Source organism: Streptomyces sp. NPDC048337 (assembly GCF_043201175.1).
Lineage (GTDB): Bacteria > Actinomycetota > Actinomycetes > Streptomycetales > Streptomycetaceae > Streptomyces.
In genome coordinates this window covers 13,973-35,874 of sequence record NZ_JBICYR010000035.1, presented here as the reverse complement: position 1 = coordinate 35,874, position 21,902 = coordinate 13,973, and the positions used below count along the sequence as shown (strand labels likewise).

The following is a 21,902-nucleotide window of genomic DNA, read 5'->3' as shown; positions in this document are numbered from 1 at the left end:
CAGCATGACCAACGAAGAGATCGTCTGCCGCCGCCTCGTCGGCCGTACCGCCGTCATCACCGGAGCCGGCAGCGGCATCGGCCTGGCCACCGCCCGCCGCCTCGCCTCCGAAGGCGCCAACGTGGTCTGCGGCGACATCGACGAGACGGCCGGCAAGGCAGCCGCCGAAGAGGTCGGCGGCACCTTCGTGAAGGTCGACGTCACCAGCCCGGAGGAGGTCGAGGCCCTCTTCAAGACCGCCTTCGACACCTACGGCTCCGTCGACATCGCCTTCAACAACGCCGGCATCTCGCCCCCGGACGACGACTCGATCCTCACCACCGGCCTGGAGGCCTGGAAGCGGGTCCAGGACGTCAACCTCACCTCCGTCTACCTCTGCTGCAAGGCCGCCCTGCCCTACATGCAGCGCCAGGGCCGCGGCTCGATCATCAACACCGCCTCCTTCGTCGCCATCATGGGCGCCGCCACCTCGCAGATCTCCTACACCGCCTCCAAGGGCGGCGTCCTCGCCATGTCCCGCGAGCTCGGCGTCCAGTTCGCCCGCGAGGGCATCCGCGTCAACGCCCTGTGCCCGGGGCCCGTCAACACCCCGCTCCTGCAGGAACTGTTCGCCAAGGACCCCGAGCGCGCCGCCCGCCGGCTCGTGCACATCCCGCTGGGCCGCTTCGCCGAGCCCACCGAGATCGCCGCCGCCGTCGCCTTCCTCGCCAGCGACGACTCCTCCTTCATCAACGCCACCGACTTCCTCGTCGACGGCGGCATCTCCGGCGCGTACGTGACGCCCCTGTAGCCGGCTCCGCCGGCGGGCCCTCCAAACGTTCACCCCAGCACCACCCTCCCGACAGCCGGGCGTCGCACGACGCCCGGCTGTCGTGCTCTACCGTCCGCGACGATCTCCATCAGCAAGGAGCGTTCACCTCAGTGACCCCACGAAGCACCACGCGGCGCCTCCAGGCCGTCGCGGCCGCCGCGATAACCGCCGGCGCCCTCCTGGCCACCGCACCCACCGCCGAGGCGGCCCGCCCCGGCGCACCCTGCACGGCCCCGCAGCTGAAGGCCGGCTGGTACGGGGACAACCAGGCCCGGCTCCAGCAGCTCATCGACCAGTACGGCAAGTGCAACCCGTACCGGCCGAGCCGCACCAAGCCCGTCGCCGTCTTCGACTGGGACAACACCGTCGTCAAGAACGACGTGGGCGACGCCACCATGTACTGGCTGCTGCGCAACGGCAAGATCCGCCAGCCCGCCGGCGGCGACTGGACCACCACCAGCCGCTACCTCACCCCGGCCGCCGCCCGGGCCCTGGCCGACGCCTGCGGCACCCTCGCCCGCCCCGGCAGCCCGCTGCCCACCGGCACCCCCGAGGGCGCCGCCTGCGCCGACGAACTGGCCGCCGTCTACGGCACCGGCGCCACCCGGGCCGCAGCCGCTGCCTTCGCCGGCTGGGACCGCCGCACGATCGAGCCCGCGTACGCCTGGCTGCCCCAGCTGATGCAGGGCTGGACCGCCCGCGAGATCCGCGGCTTCGCCGCCGCCGCCCGCACCGAGAACCTGGCCGCGCCCATCGGGACCAAGCAGCAGGTGGGCACCGGCACCGCCACCGGCTGGGTGCGCTACTACGACCAGCAGCAGGACCTGATCAACGCCCTGCGGAAGGCCGGCTTCGACGTCTGGATCAGCTCCGCCTCACCGCAGCCGGTCGTCGAGGTCTGGGCCCAGGGCGTCGACATCGCGGCGGACCACGTCATCGGCATCCGCAACACCACGACCCGGGGCGGCACGTACACCGCGCACCTCCAGGGCTGCGGATCCGTCGCGGACGGCGCCGACACGATGATCACGTACATCGACGGCAAGCGCTGCTGGATCAACAAGGAGATCTTCGGCGTGCGAGGCGCCGCCGCCGAGAAGGTCCAGCCGGCCGCCCGACGCCAGGTGTTCGCCGCGGGCGACTCGGACACCGACATCTCGTTCCTGCGCGACGCCACCACCCTGCGCCTCGTGGTCAACCGCAACAAGAACGAGCTGATGTGCCGCGCCTACGACAACAGCGACGGCAAGTGGATCGTGAACCCGATGTTCATCGAGCCCAAAAAGCAGAAGAACAACCCCTACCCGTGCTCCACGACCGGCTACGTCGACCACGACGGCACCGCCGCCCCCGTCCGCCGGGGTGACACCAGCATCATCTCCGACCAGACGGACACGGTCTTCTAGAGGAAGGTGCGGCCCTCGCCCCGGTACGTCGGGGCGGTGGCCGTCACCCGATCGCCCTCGACCAGGTGCAGAACATCAAATCGCTCGCACAGTTCACCCGCCTTGGCGTGGCGGAACCACACCCGGTCGCCGATCAGCAGATCGTCGGCCGGGCTGCCGAGCAGCGGGGTCTGCACCTCGCCGGCGCCCTCCTGGGGGTCGTAGCGCAGCCCCTGCGGCAGGTACGGCACCGGAAGCCGGTCGGCGCCCGGCGCGCCCGAGGCCGGATAGCCGCCGCCGAGCACGGTGACCACGCCCACGCCGGGCCGCCGGACCACGGGCTGCGCGAACAGCGCGGCCGGACGCCCCCGGAACGAGGTGTAGTTGTCGAACAGCCGCGGCACGTACAGCCCGGACCCGGCGGCGATCTCCGTGACCGCCTCCTCGGCGGCCGTCTCGCCCACGCTCCCGGTCCCGCCGCCGTTGACGAACTCCAGGTCCGGCACCACCGCCCGCACCGCCCGCACCACCTCGGCCCGCCGCGCCGCCAGCTCCTTGCGGGCCGCGCCCTGCATCAGCCGGATCATCCGCGACCGCACCGGCCGCCCGGCCAGCGCGTCCCCGACCCCGGCGACGTGCCCCTCGTACGCCATCAGCCCCACCACCCGGAACCCCGGCCGGGCCGCGACCGTCCGGGCCAACTCGGCCAGCTGCGAGGGCTCCCGCAAGGGCGAGCGCCGCGCCCCTATGCGCACCCGGCCGCCGAACAGCTGCAGCGCGGTGTCCAGTTCCAGGCAGACGCGGATCTCCTGGGTGCCGCCGTCCCGCGACCGGTCGATGAGCTCCAGCTGCGCCACGTCGTCCACCATGACGGTGACGGCGGCGGCCAGCTTCGGATCTCCCGCCAGCTCGGCGAATCCGCCGCGGTCGGCGGAGGGATAGGCGAGCAGCACGTCCTCGAACCCGGAACGGGCCAGCCAGAGCGACTCGGCGAGGGTGTACGACATGATCCCGGCGAACCCGGGCCGGGCGAGGACCCGTTCGAGGAGCGCACGGCACCGGACGGACTTGCTGGCGACGCGCACGGGCTTCCCGCCGGCCCGGCGCACGAGGTCGTCGGCGTTGGCGTCGAACGCCTCGAGATCCACGATGGCCAGCGGCGCTTCGAGGTGCGCGGTCGCCCGGTCGTACCGGGCGCGGTCGGCGGCGGGGGAGTTCATGGCGGGAGCTTGCCAGACCGCGCTACCGATGGGTAGGCCCCGCCCACCCCGGGGCTCCGCCCCGCACCCCGCTCCTCAAACGCCGGAGGGGCTGGATGTGCCTGGCGTCGCTGGGTTGGGTGTGGGTCAAGGATTCGGGGCTCCACCCCGTACCCCGCTCCTCAAACGCCGGAGGGGCTGAAGTTGCCTGGTGTGGCTGGGCTCTGTGCGGGTCAAAGACCGGGGCTCCGCCCCGTGCCCCGCTCCTCAAACGCCGGAGGGCTGGAGTTGCCGGCCGGGGGTGAAAGGTGCCAGGTGGGCTGGATGATGCTGCGGGGGCTCGACGCAGCTGGCCGGGGTCGGGGTCGGGGTCGGGGACGGGGTGGGGTGTTGGCCGGGACTAAAACGAGATGAATTCGGCGCAAGCCGCCGCCCCGCAAGACAACCACCCCAGGGCGCCGAACATCGAAGCCCGTCCCGGACGACACCCCACCCCGGCCCCGGCCCCGGCCCCGCGAACCCCCGCCAGGGGACCGGCCGAGCCCCCGGCAGGGCATCGACCCCGAGCCCGCGAATCCCCGCCAGGGGACCGGCCGAGCCCCCGGCAGGGCGTCGACCCCGAGTCCGCGAATCCCCGCCAGGGGACCGGCCGAGCCCCCGGCAGGGCATCGACCCCGAGCCCGCGAACCCCCGCCAGGGGACCGGCCGGGCTCGCGGCAGGGCATCGACCCCGAGCCCGCGAACCCCCGCCAGGGGACCGGCCGGGCTCGCGGCCAGGGGATCGGCCCAGCCCCCGGTCGGGGACCCCGTAGAGTACGGGCAGGCAGCCGTACGGAACGGGGGGCGGAGCCGCCGGATGACCACGACGACACCGCGGATCGCGGTTCTCGGCGAGCCCGATCCGCCACCGCCGACCCCGTCCCCGAGCCCGTCCCCGTCCCCGCCCGTCAGGGCGAAGCGGGTCGTCGCCGCCGTCCTCAGCGGGCTCCTCGGCCTCGGCCTCCTCACCGGAGCCGGCATCGACACATGGCTCGAACAGCGTGCCGCCCACCGCCCGTTGCCCGCCGACGCCGTCTACCGCAAGGCCGCCTCCCTCTGGCACACCGCCCCGGTCGACGGCCTCTTCCCGCCCGTCCTCGCCGGCCAGGCGACCGGCCCCGGCGGCTCCAACCGCGTCTGGACCCGGATCGCGCTCGCCCCCGACGCCGACTGCCCCGCCGCCCTCCCGCCCGACTGGCAGGGCCTCCTGGCATCCACCGGCACCGGCTGCACCCGCGTACTCCGCGCCACCTACACCGACGCCACCCGCAGCTCCCTGATCACCGTCGGCATGGTCTTCACCCCCGCCGACGCCCCCGCGACTGCCGCCCTCACCGCCCGGCTCACCGCCCCGCCCGCCTACGGATTCGCCGACGCCCAGCGCGCCGCCTGGACCGCCTCCGTACGCGCCGAGGCCCCAGTCGTCGTCTACACCGTCTCCGCGTTCGCCGACGGCCGCCCCCTCGACGCGCCCCGCCCCGCGGAGGACCTGATGAAGAAGGAGGCCACGGGCGCGGTCGCCCAGGCGGGCCTCGGCCACGAGGCCAAGGCGGTCGCCGACCGCATCGGCACCGCCCTGGCCCTCCTCGCCGCACCACCCGCCACGCCCACCCCGGAGGCCAGATGACGCCCCGCAGGCCCCGCCGGTCGGCGTTCGGGCAGGGCGCCGCCGCCCTGGTCGCCGGCGCCCTCCTCGCCGTCGCCGCCGCACCCCCGGCGGCCGCCGATGCCATCCGCGACCGCCAGTGGGGCCTGCTGGCCCTGCGCGCGGAGGAGGCCTGGGGCACCACCCGCGGCGACGGGGTCACCGTCGCCGTCCTCGACACCGGCGTGGACGCCTCCCACCCCGACCTCGCCGGCCAGGTCCTCGACGGCACCGACCTCGTCGGCATGGGCGCCGGCCGCGGCGACCGCGCCTGGGCCCGCCACGGCACCGCCATGGCCGGCATCATCGCCGGGCACGGCCACGGCTCCAGCCGCGGCCAGGGCGTCCTCGGCGTCGCCCCGCAGGCCCGGATCCTGCCGGTCCGCGTGATCCTGGAGGAGGGCGACCCGGGCCGCGCCCAGGCCCGCGACAGCAAGGGCGGCGCCCTCGCCGAGGGCATCCGCTGGGCCGCCGACCACGGCGCCGACGTGATCAACCTGTCCCTCGGCGACGACAGCGACTCCGCCCACCACGAGGCGGGGGAGGACGAGGCCGTCCAGTACGCCCTCGCCAAGGGCGTGGTCGTGGTCGCCTCCGCGGGCAACGGCGGCGAGGCGGGCGACCGCGTCTCCTACCCGGCCGCCTACCCCGGCGTCATCGCCGTCACCGCCGTCGACCGCAAGGGCAGGAAGGCGCGCTTCTCCACCCGGAACTGGTACGCCACCGTCAGCGCCCCGGGCGTCGACATCGTCATCGCCGACCCCGACCGCTCGTACTACGAGGGCTGGGGCACCAGCGCCGCCGCGGCCTTCGTCTCCGGCGCCGTGGCCCTCGTCAAGGCCGCCCACCCGGACCTGTCCCCGGCCCAGATCAAGAAGCTGCTGGAGGACACCGCCTCCGACAGCCCCGCCGGCGGCCGCGACGACGCCCGCGGCCACGGCCTGGTGGACCCCGTCGCCGCCCTCCAGGTGGCCGAGGCCGTACAGCCGGAGGCGGCCGTACCGGCGCCCGCCGCGGCCGAGCGGCCGTACTTCGGCCCCGGCCCCGACCCGGCGCGCCCGCCCGAGCGCCACGCCCGGCCGGGCGCCCCGGAGGCCGCGGTCGCGGGCGCGGTGCTGCTCGTACTGGCCGCCGTACTGGCCCGGCGCCCGCGCCGGGGCACCCGGGCCCGGGGCGGCCGACCCGTCGCGGCACAGTAGGGTCGGGTAACTGTGGCGAACATGGCGAACAAGAACATTCCCGACCCCGGCTTCTCCGACGACGACGGCTCGGCCGATCCGCGGCTGAGCGAGGCCCTGGCCGCGTGGTCGAAGGACCGGGCGAACGAGCCGCAGGTGCTGGCCGCCCTCAAGGACGCCCGCCTGCTGGTCCCGGTCGTCGCCGTGCTCGGCGAGGTCGAGACCGACCCGGAGACCGGCCTCAAGCGGGAGAAGACCAGCGACATGGCCGTCCCGACCCTGCGGGCGGGCGACCGGCGGGCCCTGCCCGCCTTCACCTCCATCGCCTCGCTCGCGCTCTGGGACCCGGCGGCCCGGCCGGTGGCGGTCCCGCTGCACCAGGCCCTGGCGGCCGCCGCGCACGAGAAGGCCGACACCGTGGTCCTGGACCTGGCAGGGCCCGTCACCTACCAGCTGACCGGCTCCGCGCTGCTCGCCCTCGCCGAGGGCCGTACGGACGCGGGCCCGCTGGCCGATCCCGCCGTACGGGAAGCCGTACGGGCCGCGGTGGCCGCGGAGCCGGCCGTGCTCCGCGCCCACCTGGGCCCGGGAAGCGCCGACGCCGACGGCACCCTCGCGATCGTGCTGGCCGCGGGCGAGCAGGCCCCGGCCGCGGCCCGCCGGGTGGCCGAGGCCCTCGCCGCGGACGAGACCCTGCGGGCCCGGCTGGTGCGCGGGCTGGACCTGGCGCTGCTGCCGCCGGAGGCCCCGGCCCCGCCCGGCGAGGCACTGTTCTCCCGCTGAGCGGCCGGGCGGCCGGGCGACCGAACGACGAAGAGGCTGCCGGGAAGGTACCCGGCAGCCTCTCGCGCGAGCGGTGGGGATCAGGCGAAGACGGGACCGGTGAACTTCTCGCCCGGGCCCTGGCCCGGCTCGTCCGGGACCACGGAGGCCTCGCGGAAGGCCAACTGGAGCGACTTCAGGCCGTCGCGCAGCGGGGCGGCGTGGAAGGAGCTGATCTCGGTGGCGCTCGCGGTGACCAGGCCCGCCAGGGCCGTGATCAGCTTGCGGGCCTCGTCGAGGTCCTTGTACTCGGAGTCCGGCTTGTCCAGGCCCAGGTTGACCGCCGCGGCGCTCAGCAGGTGCACGGCCACCGTGGTGATCACCTCGACGGCGGGGACGTCCGCGATGTCGCGGGTCATGGCGTCGTAATCGGGGGCCTCGTCGGCAGCGGCGTCGGTGGGGAGGGTCGCGTCAGTCATGCTCAACACGATAAGCCGGGCGGGCCAGACCCCCGACCCGAGCACCGGGTGAGCGGCCCTGGCGCGGAATGCTATATTGGGCTACGACCGGCCGGAGACCTATGTCCCCGGCCCACAAGTGGAGGCTCCGATCTCCCACCCGACCACCCTCCGGGGCGGCGGGTCACCGGTCAGGCGGCATCCATCGTTCCGTACGGACGATGGAAAGCTGCCCGATGCTGCGCCCCGCGGTTCGCACGCGGCGGTGCTCCGGTTGTTTTGGAGCCCCTGCCTGTGCCCGGCGGGGCTTTTCTGATTCTCCCGCCGTCGGTCTGACGGAAATACACGTCAGCGACTGTCTGCCAGGCAGCCGTGTGGTGCTACCGAGGAGGATCCATCAGCACCGAGCCCCGCATCAACGACCGGATTCGCGTTCCCGAGGTACGACTCGTCGGTCCCAGCGGCGAGCAGGTCGGCATCGTGCCGCTTGCGAAGGCGCTTGAGCTCGCGCAGGAGTACGACCTCGACCTGGTCGAGGTCGCGGCGTCCGCACGCCCGCCGGTCTGCAAGCTCATGGACTACGGCAAGTTCAAGTACGAGTCGGCCATGAAGGCCCGTGAGGCGCGCAAGAACCAGGCGCACACGGTCATCAAGGAAATGAAGCTCCGGCCGAAGATCGACCCGCACGACTATGACACCAAGAAGGGTCACGTCGTTCGGTTCCTCAAGCAGGGCGACAAGGTCAAGATCACGATCATGTTCCGTGGTCGCGAGCAGTCCCGGCCGGAACTCGGCTACCGACTGCTGCAGCGTCTCGCTTCGGACGTCGAGGAGCTCGGCTTCATCGAGTCGAACCCGAAGCAGGACGGCCGCAACATGATCATGGTCCTCGGTCCGCACAAGAAGAAGACCGAGGCGATGGCCGAAGCCCGCGAGGCGCAGGCCGCCCGCAAGGCGGAGCGCCAGGGTGTCGCCGCCACCGACGAGGCGGCTCCTTCCGAGGAGACCGCCGCCGCCGAGGCGACGACCACCGAGGATGCCGACGTCACCGAGGCCGCCGCCGACGAGGCGAACGCCGAGGCCTGATTCCGAGGCAGCCTGTCTCGAAATCACCGACACAACATGACGCTCCCGCCATCCGGTCCCGAACCGGACCGGTGGGGGCGCCACCGACGAGGAGATAACGGCGCTATGCCGAAGAACAAGACGCACAGCGGTACCAAGAAGCGCTTCAAGATCACCGGCTCCGGCAAGGTGCTCCGCGAGCGCGCCGGCAAGCGCCACCTGCTCGAGCACAAGTCGTCGCGCATCACCCGCCGCCTGACCGGCAACGCGGAGATGGCCCCCGGCGACGCCGCGAAGATCAAGAAGCTTCTCGGCAAGTGATGTTCTCCGCTCCCCCGCAGGGAGCGGATGAGCGTCGAGACCGGGACCCCATCGAATTCGGGCCGTGTGAAGACAACCACGGCCCCGCTACAAGGAGTTAAAAAGTGGCACGCGTCAAGCGGGCAGTAAACGCCCACAAGAAGCGCCGGGCGATCCTCGAGGCGGCCTCCGGCTACCGCGGTCAGCGTTCGCGCCTGTACCGCAAGGCCAAGGAGCAGGTCACCCACTCGCTGGTCTACAACTTCAACGACCGCAAGAAGCGCAAGGGCGACTTCCGTCAGCTGTGGATCCAGCGCATCAACGCCGCTGCCCGCCAGAACGGCATGACGTACAACCGCCTGATCCAGGGTCTGAAGGCCGCCAACATCGAGGTGGACCGCAAGATCCTCGCGGAGCTGGCCGTCAACGACGCCAACGCGTTCGCCGCCCTCGTCGAGGTCGCGCAGAAGGCCCTCCCGGCCGACGTCAACGCCCCCAAGGCTGCCGCGTAAGGCTCAGCCGGCCCGCTGTCCAGCAGGTCGGCCCCCACGGACCCGCAGGCCTCTCGCCTGCGGGTCCGTGTGCTTTCCCCAGCACCGGAACCCCGAGAGAGAACCGCAGACACCATGGGTCACCCCGCCGAGCTGATCTCCCCCCGATCCCCGCGGGTGGCCGCCGCCAGGCGACTGGCGCGGCGCAATTTCCGCACCAAGGAGCGCCGGTTCATCGCCGAGGGCCCCCAGGCGGTCCGCGAGGCCGTCGAGCACCGCGGCGCGGGCGGCGCGTCGACCCTGATCGAGCTGTTCGCCACCGTCGAGGCCGCCGAGCGCTACGCCGAGATCATCGACGCCGCGCTGGCCGCGGGCGCCCGGGTGCACTACGCCTCCGACGAGGTGCTGGCGGAGGTCTCGCAGACCGTCACCCCGCAGGGGCTCGTCGGCGTCTGCCACTTCCTGGACTCGCCCTTCGAGGACATCCTCGCCGCCGGTCCCAAGCTGGTCGCCGTCCTCGCGCACGTCCGCGACCCCGGCAACGCCGGTACGGTGCTCCGCTGCGCGGACGCCGCCGGCGCGGACGCGGTGGTGCTCACCGACGCCTCCGTGGACCTCTACAACCCCAAGTCCGTACGGGCCTCCGTGGGCTCCCTCTTCCACCTCCCGGTCGCGGTCGGCGTCCCCGTGGAGCAGGCCGTCGAGGGGCTGCGGGCGGCGGGCGTACGGATCCTCGCGGCCGACGGGGCCGGCGAGGACGACCTCGACGCCGAGCTGGACGCGGGCACCATGGGCGGCCCCTCGGCATGGGTCTTCGGCAACGAGGCCTGGGGCCTGCCGGAGGAGACCCGGGCGCTGGCGGACGCCGTCGTACGGGTTCCGATCCACGGCAAGGCGGAGAGCCTGAACCTGGCGACGGCCGCCGCGGTGTGCCTGTACGCGTCCGCGCGTGCACAGCGGGCGCCCGGAGGGTGCCGCTCTGTGACCCTCAGCTAGTAATGTGGCGGCCCGGGGGCCCACTGCGCTACCCGGAGATGTGGGGTACGGGGAGATGACCGTCGGCAGGAACAGCTCACCAGGGGCCGGGGGCGCGGCCGAGGCGCAGTTCCCGGACACCCGCGCGGCCCTCGGCCCCGGCCGCCCCGGCGAGGCCGCCGCCCTGCGCGCCGTACCGCCGCAGTCGGCGTCCGCCGCAAGGGCTGCGGACGGCGCGGCCGGGCACCCCGCACCGCCGCGGCAGGCCCCCACCGCGCCCGCACGCGTCGAAACCCGCCCCGCCCCCGCCGGAGTCGCTCCGCAGGCGACCGGCCCGCGCGCCGCGGCCCCCCCGCCCGCAGGCAGCCCGAGCGGCCCGGTCCGTACGGGCGTCCGTCCGCAGGACGCCGCCACCGGCCCGCACACAGGGGACGCCCCGCGTGCGGTCGGCGCGCGCGGCCCGGCGCGCGCGGGCAACGCCGCAGGCGGCAGGGCTCCGCAGGTGACCGGCACCGGCCCGGTACACGCGAGCGACGCCGCAGGCGGCACGGCAGGCGAGGGGTTCGGGATCGATCCCGACGAGCTGCCCGACGGGCTCGTCGTCGCCGATCACGCCGGGGTCGTCATCTGCTTCAACCGGGCCGCGGCCCGGATGACCGCCACCGACCCCGCACAGGCGCTCGGCACCCGGATCGACCGCGCGCTGCCGCTCGAAGACCTCGACGGCCGTCGCTGGTGGACGCTGACCGACCCCTACGGCGGCCTCGCCACCCGCCGCGGGCAGCCCGAGCGGAACCTGCTGCTCCCCGGTGGCCGCGAGGTGCTGGTCTCCGCCCGCTACGTCCGAACCCACCCCACCGGCCCGCTGAGCCGCCTCGTCATCACCCTGCGCGGCACCGAGGCCCGCCGCCGCACCGAGCGCAGCCACGCCGAGCTGATCGCCACCGTCGCGCACGAGCTCCGCTCACCGCTCACCTCCGTCAAGGGCTTCACCGCGACCCTGCTCGCCAAGTGGGAGCGGTTCACCGATGACCAGAAGCGGCTGATGCTGGAGACGGTCGACGCCGACGCCAACCGCGTCACCCGCCTCATCGCCGAGCTCCTCGACATCTCCCGCATCGACTCCGGCCGGCTGGAGGTGCGCCGCCAGCCCGTCGACATCGCCACCGCCGTCGGCCGCCACGTCCAGGCGCTCACCGCGAACGGTCAGGCCCCCGAGCGGTTCCTCGTACGAGTGAGCCGCCCGCTTCCCGACCTGTGGGCCGATCCGGACAAGATCGACCAGATTCTCGGCAACCTCCTCGAAAATGCGGTGCGCCACGGAGACGGAACGGTCACCATCGACGTATCGCCGCATGAGAAGGGAACCGCCGTCACCGTGACCGACGAAGGCCCCGGGATCCCCGAGGAGTCGATGGCACGCGTCTTCACCCGCTTCTGGCGGGGGAGCAAGCGCGGCGGCACCGGCCTGGGCCTTTACATCGTCAAGGGCGTCGTGGAGGCCCACGGCGGCACCATCACGGTCGGCCGCGGCCCCGGCGGCGGCGCCGAGTTCCGATTTATCCTGCCCGTGAGCGCCCCGGCCTACCTCACGCAGTAGCACTGCGGAGCGTCTCGCCAGGCGGCCCACGGGCTCCTTCACCCCCGGCGACCTTTAGACTCGTCCTTTGGCACCTTTGTGTCCTTGTGCCGATCGAGTCGTACGGGGACCCACCAGCCAGCCATCGGAAGTACGGGAAGAGATGTCGGCACCGAACAAGTCGTACGACCCTGTCGAGGTCGAGGCACTGAAACCGGAAGAGATCGAGCGCATGCGGGACGAGGCGCTCGCCGCCTTCGCGTCCGCCGGCGACCTCGACGCGCTGCGTGAGGCGAAGACCGCGCACATGGGCGACCGCTCGCCCCTGGCGCTCGCCAACCGCGAGATCGGCGCGCTGCCCCCGCAGGCCAAGGCCGAGGCGGGCAAGCGCGTGGGCCAGGCCCGCGGCGCCGTGAACAAGGCCTTCGGGGCCCGCACGGTCGAGCTCGAGGCGGAGCGCGACGAGCGGGTGCTGGTCGAGGAGGCCGTGGACGTCACGCTGCCCCACGACCGCACCCCCGCCGGCGCCCGGCACCCGCTGACCACGCTGATGGACCGCATCGCGGACATCTTCGTGGCCATGGGCTACGAGGTCGCGGAGGGCCCCGAGGTCGAGGCGGAGTGGTTCAACTTCGACGCCCTCAACTTCACGCCCGACCACCCGGCGCGCCAGATGCAGGACACCTTCTTCGTCCGGGGGCCGGAAGGCACCGAGGGCGACGAGTCCGGCGTCGTGCTGCGCACCCACACCTCCCCGGTGCAGGCGCGCTCGCTGCTGGAGCGCAAGCCGCCCGTCTACATCGTCTGCCCCGGCCGCGTGTACCGCACCGACGAGCTCGACGCGACGCACACCCCGGTCTTCCACCAGGTCGAGCTGCTCGCCGTGGACGAGGGCCTGACCATGGCGGACCTCAAGGGCACCATGGACCACATGGTCCAGGAGCTGTTCGGCGAGGGCACCACCACGCGCCTGCGCCCGCACTTCTTCCCCTTCACCGAGCCGTCCGCCGAGATGGACATGCAGTGCTACGTGTGCCGCGGCGAGTCGGTGGGCAACCCCGACCGCCCGTGCCGTACCTGTTCCAGCGAGGGCTGGATCGAGCTGGGCGGCTGCGGCATGGTCAACCCCAAGGTGCTCGTCGCCTGCGGCGTGGACCCCGAGAAGTACAGCGGGTTCGCCTTCGGTTTCGGCATCGAGCGGATGCTGATGTTCCGCCACAACGTTGAAGACATGCGAGACATGGTCGAGGGTGACGTCCGTTTCACCCGGCCGTTCGGGATGGAGATCTGATGCGGGTCCCGCTTTCTTGGCTGCGGGAGTACGTCGACCTCCCCGCGGGTGAAACCGGTCGCGACGTGGCGGCCAAGCTCGTCGACGCCGGCCTCGAGGTCGAGACCGTCGAGCAGCTCGGCGGCGGGCTGAAGGGCCCGCTCGTCGTCGGCCAGGTGCTGACCATCGAGGAGCTCGAGGGCTTCCGCAAGCCGATCCGTTTCTGCACGGTCGACGTCGGCCAGGCCAACGGCACCGGCGAGCCGCAGGAGATCGTCTGCGGCGCCCGGAACTTCTCCGTCGGCGACAAGGTCGTCGTGGTCCTGCCCGGCGCCGTCCTGCCCGGCGACTTCGCGATCGCCTCGCGCAAGACGTACGGCAGGACCTCGCACGGCATGATCTGCTCCGGCGAAGAGCTGGGCATGGGCGACGACGGCACGCACGGCATCATCGTGCTGCCGCCGGAGCACGAGGTCGGCACCGACGCGATCGAGCTGCTCCAGCTCGTCGACGAGGTCCTCGACATCGACATCACCCCGGACCGCGGCTACTGCATGTCCATGCGCGGTGTCGCCCGCGAGGCCGCGACCGCCTACGGCCTGCCGCTGCGCGACCCGGCGCTGCTCGACGTGCCCGCGCCCAACTCGTACGGCTACCCGGTCAAGATCGACGACCCGGCCGGCTGCGACCGCTTCACCGCCCGCACGGTGACCGGGCTCGACCCCGACGCGCGCTCCCCGATCTGGCTCACCCGCCGCCTCCAGAAGGCCGGCATGCGCCCGATCTCGCTCGCCGTCGACATCACCAACTACGTGATGCTCGAACTGGGCCAGCCGCTGCACGCCTACGACCGCTCCAGCATCGACGGCGCCATCGGTGTCCGCCGTGCCGAGCAGGGCGAGAAGTTCACCACCCTCGACGGGGTCAAGCGCACGCTCGACGCCGAGGACCTGGTGATCATCGACGACAGCGGCCCGATCGGGCTCGCCGGTGTCATGGGCGGCGCCAACACCGAGATCGCCGACCCCGTCACCGACCCCGAGACGGGCGTCGTCACCGGGACCACCGACGTGGTCATCGAGGCCGCGCACTTCGACTCCGTGTCGATCTCGCGCACCGCCCGCCGCCTGAAGCTCTCCTCCGAGGCCTCCAAGCGCTTCGAGCGGGGCGTCGACCCGCAGGCCGCCGCCGCGGCCGCGCAGCGGACCGTCGACCTGCTCGTGCTCCTCGCGGGCGGCACCGCCGAGGCCGGCGTCACCGAGGTCGTCGCCCCGGGCGCCCCGCGCACCATCGCGATGGCCGCGGACCACCCCGACCGGGTCGCGGGCATGGAGTACGGCCGCGAGACCGTCGTCCGCCGCCTCCAGGAGATCGGCTGCGACGTCTACGGGCAGGACGAGCTCGTCGTCACCGTCCCCTCGTGGCGGCCCGACCTCGCCGCGCCCAACGACCTCGCCGAAGAGGTCATCCGGCTGGAGGGCTACGGGAACCTCCCGTCGACCCTCCCGCAGGTGCCCTCCGGCCGCGGCCTGACCCCGCGCCAGCAGCTGCACCGCCGCGTCGGCCGCGCCCTGGCCGGCGCCGGCTACGTCGAGGCGCTCAGCTACCCGTTCATCGGCGAGGGCGTCTTCGACCAGCTCCAACTGCCCGCGCACGACGCGAGCCGCCAGGTCGTCAAGCTCGTCAACCCGCTCTCCGACGAGGAGCCGGCGCTGCGCACCACGCTGCTGCCGGGTCTGCTCGGCGCGCTGCGCCGCAACGACAGCCGGGGCAGCCACGACCTCGCGCTCTTCGAGACCGGGTCGGTCTTCCGGGCCGCCGCGCAGCCGGGCGTCGCCGTACGGCTGCCCGTCGACCGGCGTCCGACGGACGAGGAGATCGCCACCCTGAACGCGGCCCTGCCCGCGCAGCCGCGGTACGCCGCGGTCGTGCTGGCCGGTGCGCGCGAGCAGGCCGGCTGGTGGGGCAAGGGCCGCCCGGCCGACTGGGCGGACGCCGTCGAGGCGGCCCGCTCGCTGGCCGTCGAGGCCGGTACGGAGCTCGTGGTGCGCCAGGGCCAGTACGGCCCCTGGCACCCGGGCCGCTGTGCCGAGCTGGTCGTCACCATCGACGGTGTCGAGCAGGTCATCGGCCACGCCGGTGAGCTGCACCCCCGCGTGGTCAAGGCGCTGGGCCTGCCGGCCCGCACCAGCGCGATGGAGCTCGACCTGGACCGCCTCGCGGCGGCCGGCGGCGAGGCCCTCCAGGCGCCCCGGATCTCCTCCTTCCCGGTGGCGACCCAGGACGTCGCGCTGATCGTGGACGCGTCGGTCCCGGCGGCTTCCGTCGAGGCGGCGCTGCGCAAGGGCGCGGGCGAACTCCTCGAATCGCTGCGGCTGTTCGACGTGTTCACCGGCGAGCAGGTCGGCGAGGGCAAGAAGTCCCTGGCGTACGCGCTGCGCTTCCGCGCGGCGGACCGCACGCTGACCGCCGAGGAGTCCACGGCCGCGCGCGACGCGGCGGTGGCCCTGGCCGCCGAGCGGACCGGGGCGGTGCTCCGGGGCGCGTAGCCGCACCTGAGTAAGGCCAGTTGAGGGGCGCGTCCGGACTACCGGGTGCGCCCCTCACTCATTCGGGTGAGAAGGCCGGCGACCCGTGTCCGGGGCGCCGGGTCGTCGGCACAATCGTTGCGGCCGAGGGGAGACCGCGATGATCGGGGAGATGCCCCAGGTGCGCCGGGTGTGCGTCTTCGCGTGGGGCGGCGCCGCGGTGTCCTGGGAGCTGGCCACCCCCGGGCAGCTGGTGCCGAGTCTGGCCACGTGCGCGGCGTTCCTGCTGTTGGCGACGGGCTGCGCGCTGCACATCCGGCGGGGGCTCGTGGCGGAGCTGCGCCGCTCGCAGGAGATCGCGGGCGCGGCGCAGCGGGCGCTGCTGCGGCCGCTGCCGGGGCGTATCGACGGCCTGACGCTGGCGGCGGCGCAGCTGTCCGCGAGCCGGGGTGCGGTGGTGGGCGGGGACCTGTACGAGGCCGTGCCTACGGTGTACGGGGTGCGGGTGGTCATCGGGGACGTACGGGGCCACGGGCTGCCGGCGCTGGGCGCGGCGGCGGCGGTCCTCGGGGCGTTCCGCGAAGCGGCGTACGACGAGGCGGGCCTCGGCGAGGTGCTGCGGCGGATGGAACGGGCGCTGGGCCGCCACGTCCGCGACCGAGCCCGGTCCGAGCACCCGTCGGCTTGTCCGGCCGAACCGGAGTCGCCCGCGGCGGAGGAGTTCGTCACGGTCCTCCTCCTTGAGATCGCCCCGGACGGCACCCTGCTGGCCCTGAACTGCGGCCACCCCTGGCCGTACCTGTTGCGTCCCTCGGCGCCCGCCGAGGACTGCGCTCCGCGCAGCTGGGGCCCCGCCCCAGACCTCGCTCCTCAAACGCCGGAGGGGCTGGTTTTGCCTCCGGCGGCGCCTCAAACGCCGGCGGGGCTGGATTTGGCTGAGCTGCGCTCAACAGTTCCGCCGGGCGGGCGTGATTGCCGTGCAGCGGCCGTGTCAGCCCCGCTGGAGGCAAATTCAGCCTCGCCGGCGTTTGAGGCGCGGGGGCTCGGGGGCGGAGCCCCCGCAACGGCGCCGCACGGAACAGCCTCGCCGGCGTTTGAGGCGCGGGGGTCCGGGGGCGGAGCCCACGGTTTCGGGAAGGGGCGGGGTGGGGGAAGCGACCCCGCGCAGCGGCCCACGCACGTGCAGGCGCTGGACGGCGAGACACTGCCCCCGCTCGGGGTGCTGCCCGTACCGGCGGACGCCGGGCCCGACCGCGTCGGGGAACTGCGCCCCGGGGAGACCCTGTTCCTGCACACCGACGGCGCCGAGGAGGCCCGCGACGCCGCCGGTGCGTTCTTCCCCCTGCGGAGCGTCCTCGCAGAGGCCCCGCGAACGCCCGCGCGGCTGGTGGCGGGCGTGCACGCCGCGCTGCTCCGGCACACCGGAGGGCGGCTCGCCGACGACGTCGCCCTGCTGGTGCTGCGCGACGACCGGTCCTGACCGACAGGCCGGCCCCGCGGGGCCCGGCGACCAACCGGGCCCCGGCGGAGCCGGAACACGCCGCCCGCCTGCCGTGGAGTGTCGGGCAGACAGCAGAACGGGCGGCGCGGTGACGGGTCGTCGCACTGTACGAGGGGGAGCCGACGACCCGAGCTGCCTCTTGGCGAGGCCCTTAAGTGAAGCGCTCGCGGGGTCCCCGGCGGCAGAGTGCGTATCGCATTTATGCGCGTACTTGGTTCACACCCCGTGTGAACCGCGCACCCATTAGCCTGAGACCGACGAGCCCTTGGAGCGGCCCATGCAGCCCAATGTCCTGCTCGACGCCCTCCTCGCCGAGGCGGGCATGTCACACGCCGGACTCGCCGCGTACGTGAACCAGGCGGGCCGCACCCGCGGACTCGCCCTGCGCTACGAACACACCGCCGTCGCCCGGTGGTTGAAGGGCCAGCGCCCGCGTGGCCAGGTCCCCGACCTGATCTGCGAGGTGCTCGGCGGCCGGTTGCGGCGGCCCCTGGGCCTGGACGACATCGGGCTCGGCGTGCCCGGCCTGCCGGCGTCCCCGCAGGCCTCCCCGCTCAGCGGTTTCGTGGACCGGGCCGCCGCCCTGTGGCGCTCGGACGGGCAGGCCCGGCACCGGCTGCTCACCGCGCAGGCGGTCACCGGGACGCCCGCCGTCATCCCGGTCTGGGAGTGGGAGAACCCGCCCGAGGACGTCGACGTGTCCCGGGACGGCCCGGACCGGATCGGGCCCGAGCACATCGAGATCCTGCGGGCCGCCCGCGCCCACTACGAGCTGATGTACCGGCGGGCCGGCGGGGTGGCCACCCGGGACCGGATCGTGCGCTTCCTCGGCAGCGAGACGGCCCCCATGCTGCGCGGGAGCTACCCCGACGAACTCGGCCGCCGGCTGCACCGGGCCACCGGGTCCCTCGTGGCGGTGGCGGGGATCTGCGCGTACGACTCGGACGCCCACGGGCTCGCCCAGCGCTACTTCCACCAGGCCCTGCGGCTGGCCAAGGCGAGCGGCGACCGCGGGCTCGGGGCGTACGTCATCGCGCTCATCGTCAACCAGTCCCTGCACCTGCGCGAGTACCGCCAGGCCGTCGCCTTCGCCGAGGCCGCGCTGCGGGCCGCCGGCCGGCACACCACTCCGGCCCTGGCCGCCGACCTCTACGCCATGCAGGCCAAGGCGTACGCCCAACTCGGAGACACCCGGGCCGCGTTGACCTGCATCCGGCATGCGGAGGAGGCGGCCGCGCGGATCCACCCCGGCACCGAGCCGGACGAGACCGGCTACGTACAGCCCGGGCTGGTCAACGTCCAGGTCGCCGAGGCGCTGCTCAGCCTGGGGGACCTCGCGGCGGCCCACGAGCAGGCGACGGCCGCCGTCGGCACGCCCGCGCACGACCGCGGCCGGGTGCACCGCCTGGCGATGCTGTGCGAGATCCAGCTGCGCCAGGGCGAGGCGGACCGGGCGGTGGCGGCAGCGGCCGAAATGGCCGAGCGGGCCAAGGGGATGGAGTCGCTGCGCCTGCGCGACCGGTTGCGGGCGGTCCGCGAACAGCTGCTGACCAGCGGTTGTTCGGGTGCGGAGGAGACCGCCCGGCTCATCGACGGGGCATTGCGCGTTCCCCTGTGACGGCTCGAACTGCTGCCATGTTGCCACCAACCCGATCGGAAGGTGGCACAGCCGTGCAGTGGATGAACCTGAGTGAGCAGACTGTGTACAAGAACCGCTGGTTCGATGTGAATCTCGCCGACGTGGAACTCCCCGACGGCCGGCACCTGGACCACTTCGTGATCCGGCTGCGCCCGGTCGCCGTCGCCACGGCCGTCAACGAGGCCAACGAGGTGCTGCTGCTGTGGCGGCACCGCTTCATCACCGGCAGCTGGGGCTGGGAACTGCCCGCCGGGGTCGTCGAGGACGGGGAGTCCGTCGAGACGGCCGCCGCGCGGGAGATGGAGGAGGAGTCGGGCTGGCGGCCCGGCCCGCTCCACCACCTGATGACCGTCGAGCCCTCCAACGGGCTGACCGACGCCCGCCACCACCTCTACTGGGCGGACGGGGCCACCTGGATCGGTCACCCGGAGGACGATTTCGAGTCCTCACGCCGGGAATGGGTCCCGCTGAAACTCGTGCCGGACATGATCGCGCGCGGGGAGATCCCGGCCGCGAACATGGCGGCCGGGCTGCTCCTGCTGCATCACCTGCGGCTCGGGTAGGGGTCAGCCGTACGGGTAGAAGCCAGAGCCCGTCTTGCGGCCGAGGCGGCCCGCGTCGACCATCCGCTGGAGCAGCGGGGGAGCGGCGTACAGGGGCTCCTTGTACTCGGCGTACATCGAATCGGCGATCGAGACGATCGTGTCCAGGCCGATCAGGTCCGACAGCTTCAGCGGGCCCATGGGGTGGGCGCAGCCCAGCTCCATGCCGTTGTCGATGTCCTCGCGGCTCGCGATGCCCGACTCGAACATCCGGATCGCGGAGAGCAGGTACGGGACGAGGAGCGCGTTGACGACGAAGCCGGAACGGTCCTGGGCGCGGACCGCGTGCTTGCCCAGCACGTCCCGCACCAGGGCCTCCGCGCGCTTGACCGTCTCGTCGCCGGTCGTCAGCGCGGGGATCAGCTCGACGAGCTTCTGCACCGGGGCCGGGTTGAAGAAGTGGATGCCGATGACCTGGTCGGGCCGCGAGGTCGCGACGGCCAGCTTGACCAGCGGGATCGAGGAGGTGTTGGAGGCGAGGATCGCGTCCGGGCGGGTGATCACCTGGTCCAGGACCTGGAAGATCTCCGTCTTGACCTGCTCGTTCTCGACGACGGCCTCGATGACGAGGTCGCGGTCGGCGAACTCGCCGAGGTCGGTGGTGAAGCTGAGGCGGGCCAGGGTGGCGTCCCGCTCCTCCTCCGTGATCTTGCCGCGTTCGGCGGCCTTCGTCAGGGAGTTGTGCAGCCGGGTGCGTCCGATCTCCAGGGCCTCGCCCGTGGTCTCGGCGACCTTCACCTCAAGGCCGCTGCGAGCGCACACCTCGGCGATGCCCGCACCCATCTGGCCACAGCCCACTACGCCGACTCGGGTGATGTCGGAAGGGAGGTCAGTCACTTCGTGCCTTTCGCTGCTCATCCGTCGGCGGGTCCCCCGTGCGATTCCGGCGCCCGCCACGCCCCCCGACGTTACCCCCGAGCTTGACCCCCGCGGCCGGCCGGGGCGGGCATGCTGTCAACTTGCGGAGATGTGTCACGGAGAGAGAGGGAGTGATCACATGGCGTACATCGGACGGCGTGGGCTGCTGGCGGGGGCCGCGGGAGCGCTGGCCGCGGTCACGGCGGGGGGCGCGGGAACGGCGAGGGCGACGCAGCGGCCGGGCCCCTCCCGGAAGGCGGCGGCCGCCGAATTCCGGGGGATGTGGATCGCCACCGTGTCGAATGTCGACTGGCCGTCCGAGAGCGGGCTGTCGGCGCAGGAGCAGCGCGCGGAGCTGCTCGGCCTCCTCGACAGCGCGGTACGGCGCCGGCTCAACGTCGTGATCCTCCAGGTCAGGCCCGCGGCCGACGCGCTGTGGCCCTCGAAGCTGGAGCCCTGGTCGCAGTGGCTGACCGGGGAGCAGGGGGTGGATCCCGGCTGGGACCCGCTGGGCACGGCCGTCACCGAAGCGCACGCCCGCGGGCTGGAGCTGCACGCCTGGTTCAACCCGTACCGGGTGGCCAACCACACCGACCTCGACCTGCTGGCGCCCGGGCACCCGGCCCGGCGCAACCCCGAGTGGACCGTCGAGTACGGCGGGAAGCTCTTCTACAACCCCGGTCTGCCCGAGGTCCGGCTCTTCGTCCAGGACGCCATGTTCGACGCCATCACCCGCTACGCGGTGGACGGGGTGCACTGGGACGACTACTTCTACCCGTACCCGGTGGAGGGCGAGTACTTCGACGACGACGGGGCCTACGAGGAGTACGGGGCCGATTTCGACAGCCGCGGGGACTGGCGCCGCCACAACACCGACACCCTGGTCCGCGAGATGTCGGAGCGGCTGTGCAAGGCCCGGCCCGCGGCCCGCTTCGGGGTGAGCCCGTTCGCGGTCTGGCGCAACTCCGACAAGGACCCGACCGGTTCGCCCACGCGGGCGGGCCTGGGAACCTACGACGACCTGTACGCGGACACCCGCAAGTGGGTCACCCAGGGCTGGATCGACTACGTCGTGCCGCAGGCCTACTGGCAGATCGGGCACCCGACCGCCGACTACGCCGACATCGTCCCGTGGTGGGCGCGGACGGTCGCGGGCACGGGCGTGGAGCTGTACGTGGGGGAGGCGCTGTACCGCTGCGACGCGGACAGCCCGACCGCGGCCTGGCGCGACCCGGCGGAGCTGTCGCGGCACGTGAGCCTGGCCCGCCGGTACCCGGAGGTCCGCGGCCATTCCTACTTCTCCGCGAAGCAGGTGGCCGCGGACCCCAACGGTGCGATGGCCAGGGTCGTCGCCGACCACTACCCGACGGCGGTGCCCCCGCGCTGATCAGCGCCAGGTCTGGGGCTTGGCCTCGGGTTCGGCCGGATGACGTACGACGCAGTCGGGGCCGGGTGACATCACGGCATCGTGCCCGTCCGGGAAGTGCACCCGGTACGGGGGCGCGCCGTTCTCGCCCAGCACCTCGACGATCTCGCCCACCCTGTCGTGCTGGCCCACGACTCTGCCGTGCTGCACCAGCTGGTCGCCCTCGGTTGCGCGCATGTCCGACCTCCTCG

The 21,902-nt window shown here is 73.4% G+C and carries 20 protein-coding genes; 16 read left to right on the top strand and 4 right to left on the bottom strand.

The genetic code is table 11. From position 1 onward, the window contains the following. The first annotated feature begins 4 nt into the window (after positions 1-4). Entirely contained in the window at positions 5-790 is a 786-nt protein-coding gene (locus ACGFYU_RS35060) for a 3-oxoacyl-ACP reductase (RefSeq protein WP_393831349.1), read from the top strand. A gap of 131 nt (positions 791-921) precedes the next feature. Then, on the top strand, positions 922-2,217 hold the full coding sequence (locus ACGFYU_RS35055; protein WP_393831348.1) for a haloacid dehalogenase-like hydrolase: 1,296 nt from the start codon (positions 922-924) through the stop codon (positions 2,215-2,217). Here the strand turns inward: ACGFYU_RS35055 and ACGFYU_RS35050 are convergent. After that, positions 2,214-3,416, bottom strand: coding sequence for an amino acid deaminase/aldolase (locus ACGFYU_RS35050; protein ID WP_393831347.1), 1,203 nt, complete (start codon positions 3,414-3,416; stop codon positions 2,214-2,216). The two genes, ACGFYU_RS35055 and ACGFYU_RS35050, sit on opposite strands and share 4 nt — an antisense overlap. A gap of 835 nt (positions 3,417-4,251) precedes the next feature. Here ACGFYU_RS35050 and ACGFYU_RS35045 point away from each other — a divergent pair. Genes ACGFYU_RS35045 through ACGFYU_RS35035 form a run of 3 tightly spaced genes read left to right on the top strand, consistent with a single transcriptional unit; the run spans position 4,252 to position 7,040 of the window. Next, positions 4,252-5,061 carry a hypothetical protein gene (locus ACGFYU_RS35045; RefSeq protein ID WP_393831346.1) on the top strand — a complete coding sequence of 270 codons (810 nt, stop codon included), beginning with the start codon at positions 4,252-4,254 and terminating at the stop codon, positions 5,059-5,061. Then, positions 5,058-6,278, top strand: coding sequence for a type VII secretion-associated serine protease mycosin (mycP, locus tag ACGFYU_RS35040; RefSeq protein ID WP_393831345.1), 1,221 nt, complete (start codon positions 5,058-5,060; stop codon positions 6,276-6,278). The genes ACGFYU_RS35045 and mycP overlap by 4 nt, the downstream gene beginning before the upstream one ends. A gap of 21 nt (positions 6,279-6,299) precedes the next feature. Next, a complete protein-coding gene (locus ACGFYU_RS35035) occupies positions 6,300-7,040 on the top strand; it encodes an SseB family protein (protein ID WP_393831344.1) in 741 nt (246 codons plus the stop codon). Positions 7,041-7,120: 80 nt separating this feature from the next. Here ACGFYU_RS35035 and ACGFYU_RS35030 read toward each other — a convergent pair whose 3' ends face one another. Then, the gene (locus ACGFYU_RS35030) at positions 7,121-7,498 is read right to left on the bottom strand and encodes a DUF1844 domain-containing protein (RefSeq protein ID WP_393831343.1); all 378 of its coding nucleotides are present in this window, start codon (positions 7,496-7,498) and stop codon (positions 7,121-7,123) included. Between the two features lie 351 nt (positions 7,499-7,849). Here ACGFYU_RS35030 and infC point away from each other — a divergent pair, with 351 nt between their 5' ends. The 10 genes from infC to ACGFYU_RS34980 all read left to right on the top strand — a co-directional run bounded on the left by infC (position 7,850) and on the right by ACGFYU_RS34980 (position 19,388). Next, positions 7,850-8,563, top strand: coding sequence for a translation initiation factor IF-3 (gene infC, locus ACGFYU_RS35025; RefSeq protein ID WP_393831342.1), 714 nt, complete (start codon positions 7,850-7,852; stop codon positions 8,561-8,563). 105 nt (positions 8,564-8,668) lie between these two features. Then, complete coding sequence (gene rpmI, locus ACGFYU_RS35020) at positions 8,669-8,863, top strand: 50S ribosomal protein L35 (protein WP_069919538.1); 195 nt, start codon at positions 8,669-8,671, stop codon at positions 8,861-8,863. A 104-nt stretch (positions 8,864-8,967) separates the two neighbouring features. After that, positions 8,968-9,354: a 50S ribosomal protein L20 gene (gene rplT, locus ACGFYU_RS35015; protein WP_007263143.1), complete on the top strand. Its 387-nt coding sequence runs from the start codon at positions 8,968-8,970 to the stop codon at positions 9,352-9,354. Positions 9,355-9,468: 114 nt separating this feature from the next. Then, positions 9,469-10,329: a TrmH family RNA methyltransferase gene (locus ACGFYU_RS35010; protein WP_393831341.1), complete on the top strand. Its 861-nt coding sequence runs from the start codon at positions 9,469-9,471 to the stop codon at positions 10,327-10,329. A gap of 481 nt (positions 10,330-10,810) precedes the next feature. Beyond that, positions 10,811-11,908, top strand: coding sequence for an ATP-binding protein (locus ACGFYU_RS35005; RefSeq protein WP_393831372.1), 1,098 nt, complete (start codon positions 10,811-10,813; stop codon positions 11,906-11,908). Positions 11,909-12,050: 142 nt separating this feature from the next. Continuing rightward, the gene (pheS, locus tag ACGFYU_RS35000) at positions 12,051-13,178 is read left to right on the top strand and encodes a phenylalanine--tRNA ligase subunit alpha (RefSeq protein WP_393831340.1); all 1,128 of its coding nucleotides are present in this window, start codon (positions 12,051-12,053) and stop codon (positions 13,176-13,178) included. Continuing rightward, positions 13,178-15,706 (top strand): phenylalanine--tRNA ligase subunit beta, encoded by a 2,529-nt coding sequence (gene pheT, locus ACGFYU_RS34995; RefSeq protein ID WP_393831339.1) that lies wholly within the window; start codon positions 13,178-13,180, stop codon positions 15,704-15,706. The genes pheS and pheT overlap by 1 nt, the downstream gene beginning before the upstream one ends. A 139-nt stretch (positions 15,707-15,845) precedes the next feature. After that, positions 15,846-17,165 carry a SpoIIE family protein phosphatase gene (locus tag ACGFYU_RS34990; RefSeq protein ID WP_393831338.1) on the top strand — a complete coding sequence of 440 codons (1,320 nt, stop codon included), beginning with the start codon at positions 15,846-15,848 and terminating at the stop codon, positions 17,163-17,165. 298 nt (positions 17,166-17,463) lie between these two features. Beyond that, positions 17,464-18,804 (top strand): transcriptional regulator, encoded by a 1,341-nt coding sequence (locus ACGFYU_RS34985; RefSeq protein WP_393831337.1) that lies wholly within the window; start codon positions 17,464-17,466, stop codon positions 18,802-18,804. A gap of 62 nt (positions 18,805-18,866) precedes the next feature. After that, on the top strand, positions 18,867-19,388 hold the full coding sequence (locus ACGFYU_RS34980) for an NUDIX hydrolase (RefSeq protein WP_393831371.1): 522 nt from the start codon (positions 18,867-18,869) through the stop codon (positions 19,386-19,388). 3 nt (positions 19,389-19,391) lie between these two features. On the opposite strand, the gene ACGFYU_RS34975 is transcribed toward ACGFYU_RS34980, so the two are convergent. After that, positions 19,392-20,285, bottom strand: a complete 894-nt coding sequence (locus ACGFYU_RS34975; protein ID WP_393831336.1) for a 3-hydroxybutyryl-CoA dehydrogenase — start codon at positions 20,283-20,285, stop codon at positions 19,392-19,394. Positions 20,286-20,424: 139 nt separating this feature from the next. On the opposite strand from ACGFYU_RS34975, the gene ACGFYU_RS34970 reads away from it, so the two are divergent. Further along, positions 20,425-21,672 (top strand): glycoside hydrolase family 10 protein, encoded by a 1,248-nt coding sequence (locus ACGFYU_RS34970; RefSeq protein ID WP_393831335.1) that lies wholly within the window; start codon positions 20,425-20,427, stop codon positions 21,670-21,672. Here the strand turns inward: ACGFYU_RS34970 and ACGFYU_RS34965 are convergent, their stop codons facing one another. Continuing rightward, positions 21,673-21,888, bottom strand: a complete 216-nt coding sequence (locus ACGFYU_RS34965; RefSeq protein WP_393831334.1) for a DUF1918 domain-containing protein — start codon at positions 21,886-21,888, stop codon at positions 21,673-21,675. Positions 21,889-21,902 lie beyond the last annotated feature (14 nt).

What these genes read in the sequence shown, in the direction of transcription:
- ACGFYU_RS35045 (WP_393831346.1), top strand. Translation starts at nt 4,252, where the DNA reads ATGACCACGACGACACCGCGGATCGCGGTTCTCGGCGAGCCCGATCCG.
- ACGFYU_RS34980 (WP_393831371.1), top strand. Translation starts at nt 18,867, where the DNA reads ATGAACCTGAGTGAGCAGACTGTGTACAAGAACCGCTGGTTCGATGTG.
- ACGFYU_RS35060 (WP_393831349.1), top strand. Translation starts at nt 5, where the DNA reads ATGACCAACGAAGAGATCGTCTGCCGCCGCCTCGTCGGCCGTACCGCC.
- ACGFYU_RS34965 (WP_393831334.1), bottom strand. Translation starts at nt 21,888, where the DNA reads ATGCGCGCAACCGAGGGCGACCAGCTGGTGCAGCACGGCAGAGTCGTG.
- rpmI (WP_069919538.1), top strand. Translation starts at nt 8,669, where the DNA reads ATGCCGAAGAACAAGACGCACAGCGGTACCAAGAAGCGCTTCAAGATC.
- ACGFYU_RS35035 (WP_393831344.1), top strand. Translation starts at nt 6,300, where the DNA reads ATGGCGAACAAGAACATTCCCGACCCCGGCTTCTCCGACGACGACGGC.
- ACGFYU_RS34970 (WP_393831335.1), top strand. Translation starts at nt 20,425, where the DNA reads ATGGCGTACATCGGACGGCGTGGGCTGCTGGCGGGGGCCGCGGGAGCG.
- ACGFYU_RS34975 (WP_393831336.1), bottom strand. Translation starts at nt 20,285, where the DNA reads ATGAGCAGCGAAAGGCACGAAGTGACTGACCTCCCTTCCGACATCACC.
- ACGFYU_RS35030 (WP_393831343.1), bottom strand. Translation starts at nt 7,498, where the DNA reads ATGACTGACGCGACCCTCCCCACCGACGCCGCTGCCGACGAGGCCCCC.
- pheT (WP_393831339.1), top strand. Translation starts at nt 13,178, where the DNA reads ATGCGGGTCCCGCTTTCTTGGCTGCGGGAGTACGTCGACCTCCCCGCG.
- pheS (WP_393831340.1), top strand. Translation starts at nt 12,051, where the DNA reads ATGTCGGCACCGAACAAGTCGTACGACCCTGTCGAGGTCGAGGCACTG.
- ACGFYU_RS34985 (WP_393831337.1), top strand. Translation starts at nt 17,464, where the DNA reads ATGCAGCCCAATGTCCTGCTCGACGCCCTCCTCGCCGAGGCGGGCATG.
- ACGFYU_RS35050 (WP_393831347.1), bottom strand. Translation starts at nt 3,416, where the DNA reads ATGAACTCCCCCGCCGCCGACCGCGCCCGGTACGACCGGGCGACCGCG.
- ACGFYU_RS34990 (WP_393831338.1), top strand. Translation starts at nt 15,846, where the DNA reads ATGATCGGGGAGATGCCCCAGGTGCGCCGGGTGTGCGTCTTCGCGTGG.
- mycP (WP_393831345.1), top strand. Translation starts at nt 5,058, where the DNA reads ATGACGCCCCGCAGGCCCCGCCGGTCGGCGTTCGGGCAGGGCGCCGCC.
- ACGFYU_RS35010 (WP_393831341.1), top strand. Translation starts at nt 9,469, where the DNA reads ATGGGTCACCCCGCCGAGCTGATCTCCCCCCGATCCCCGCGGGTGGCC.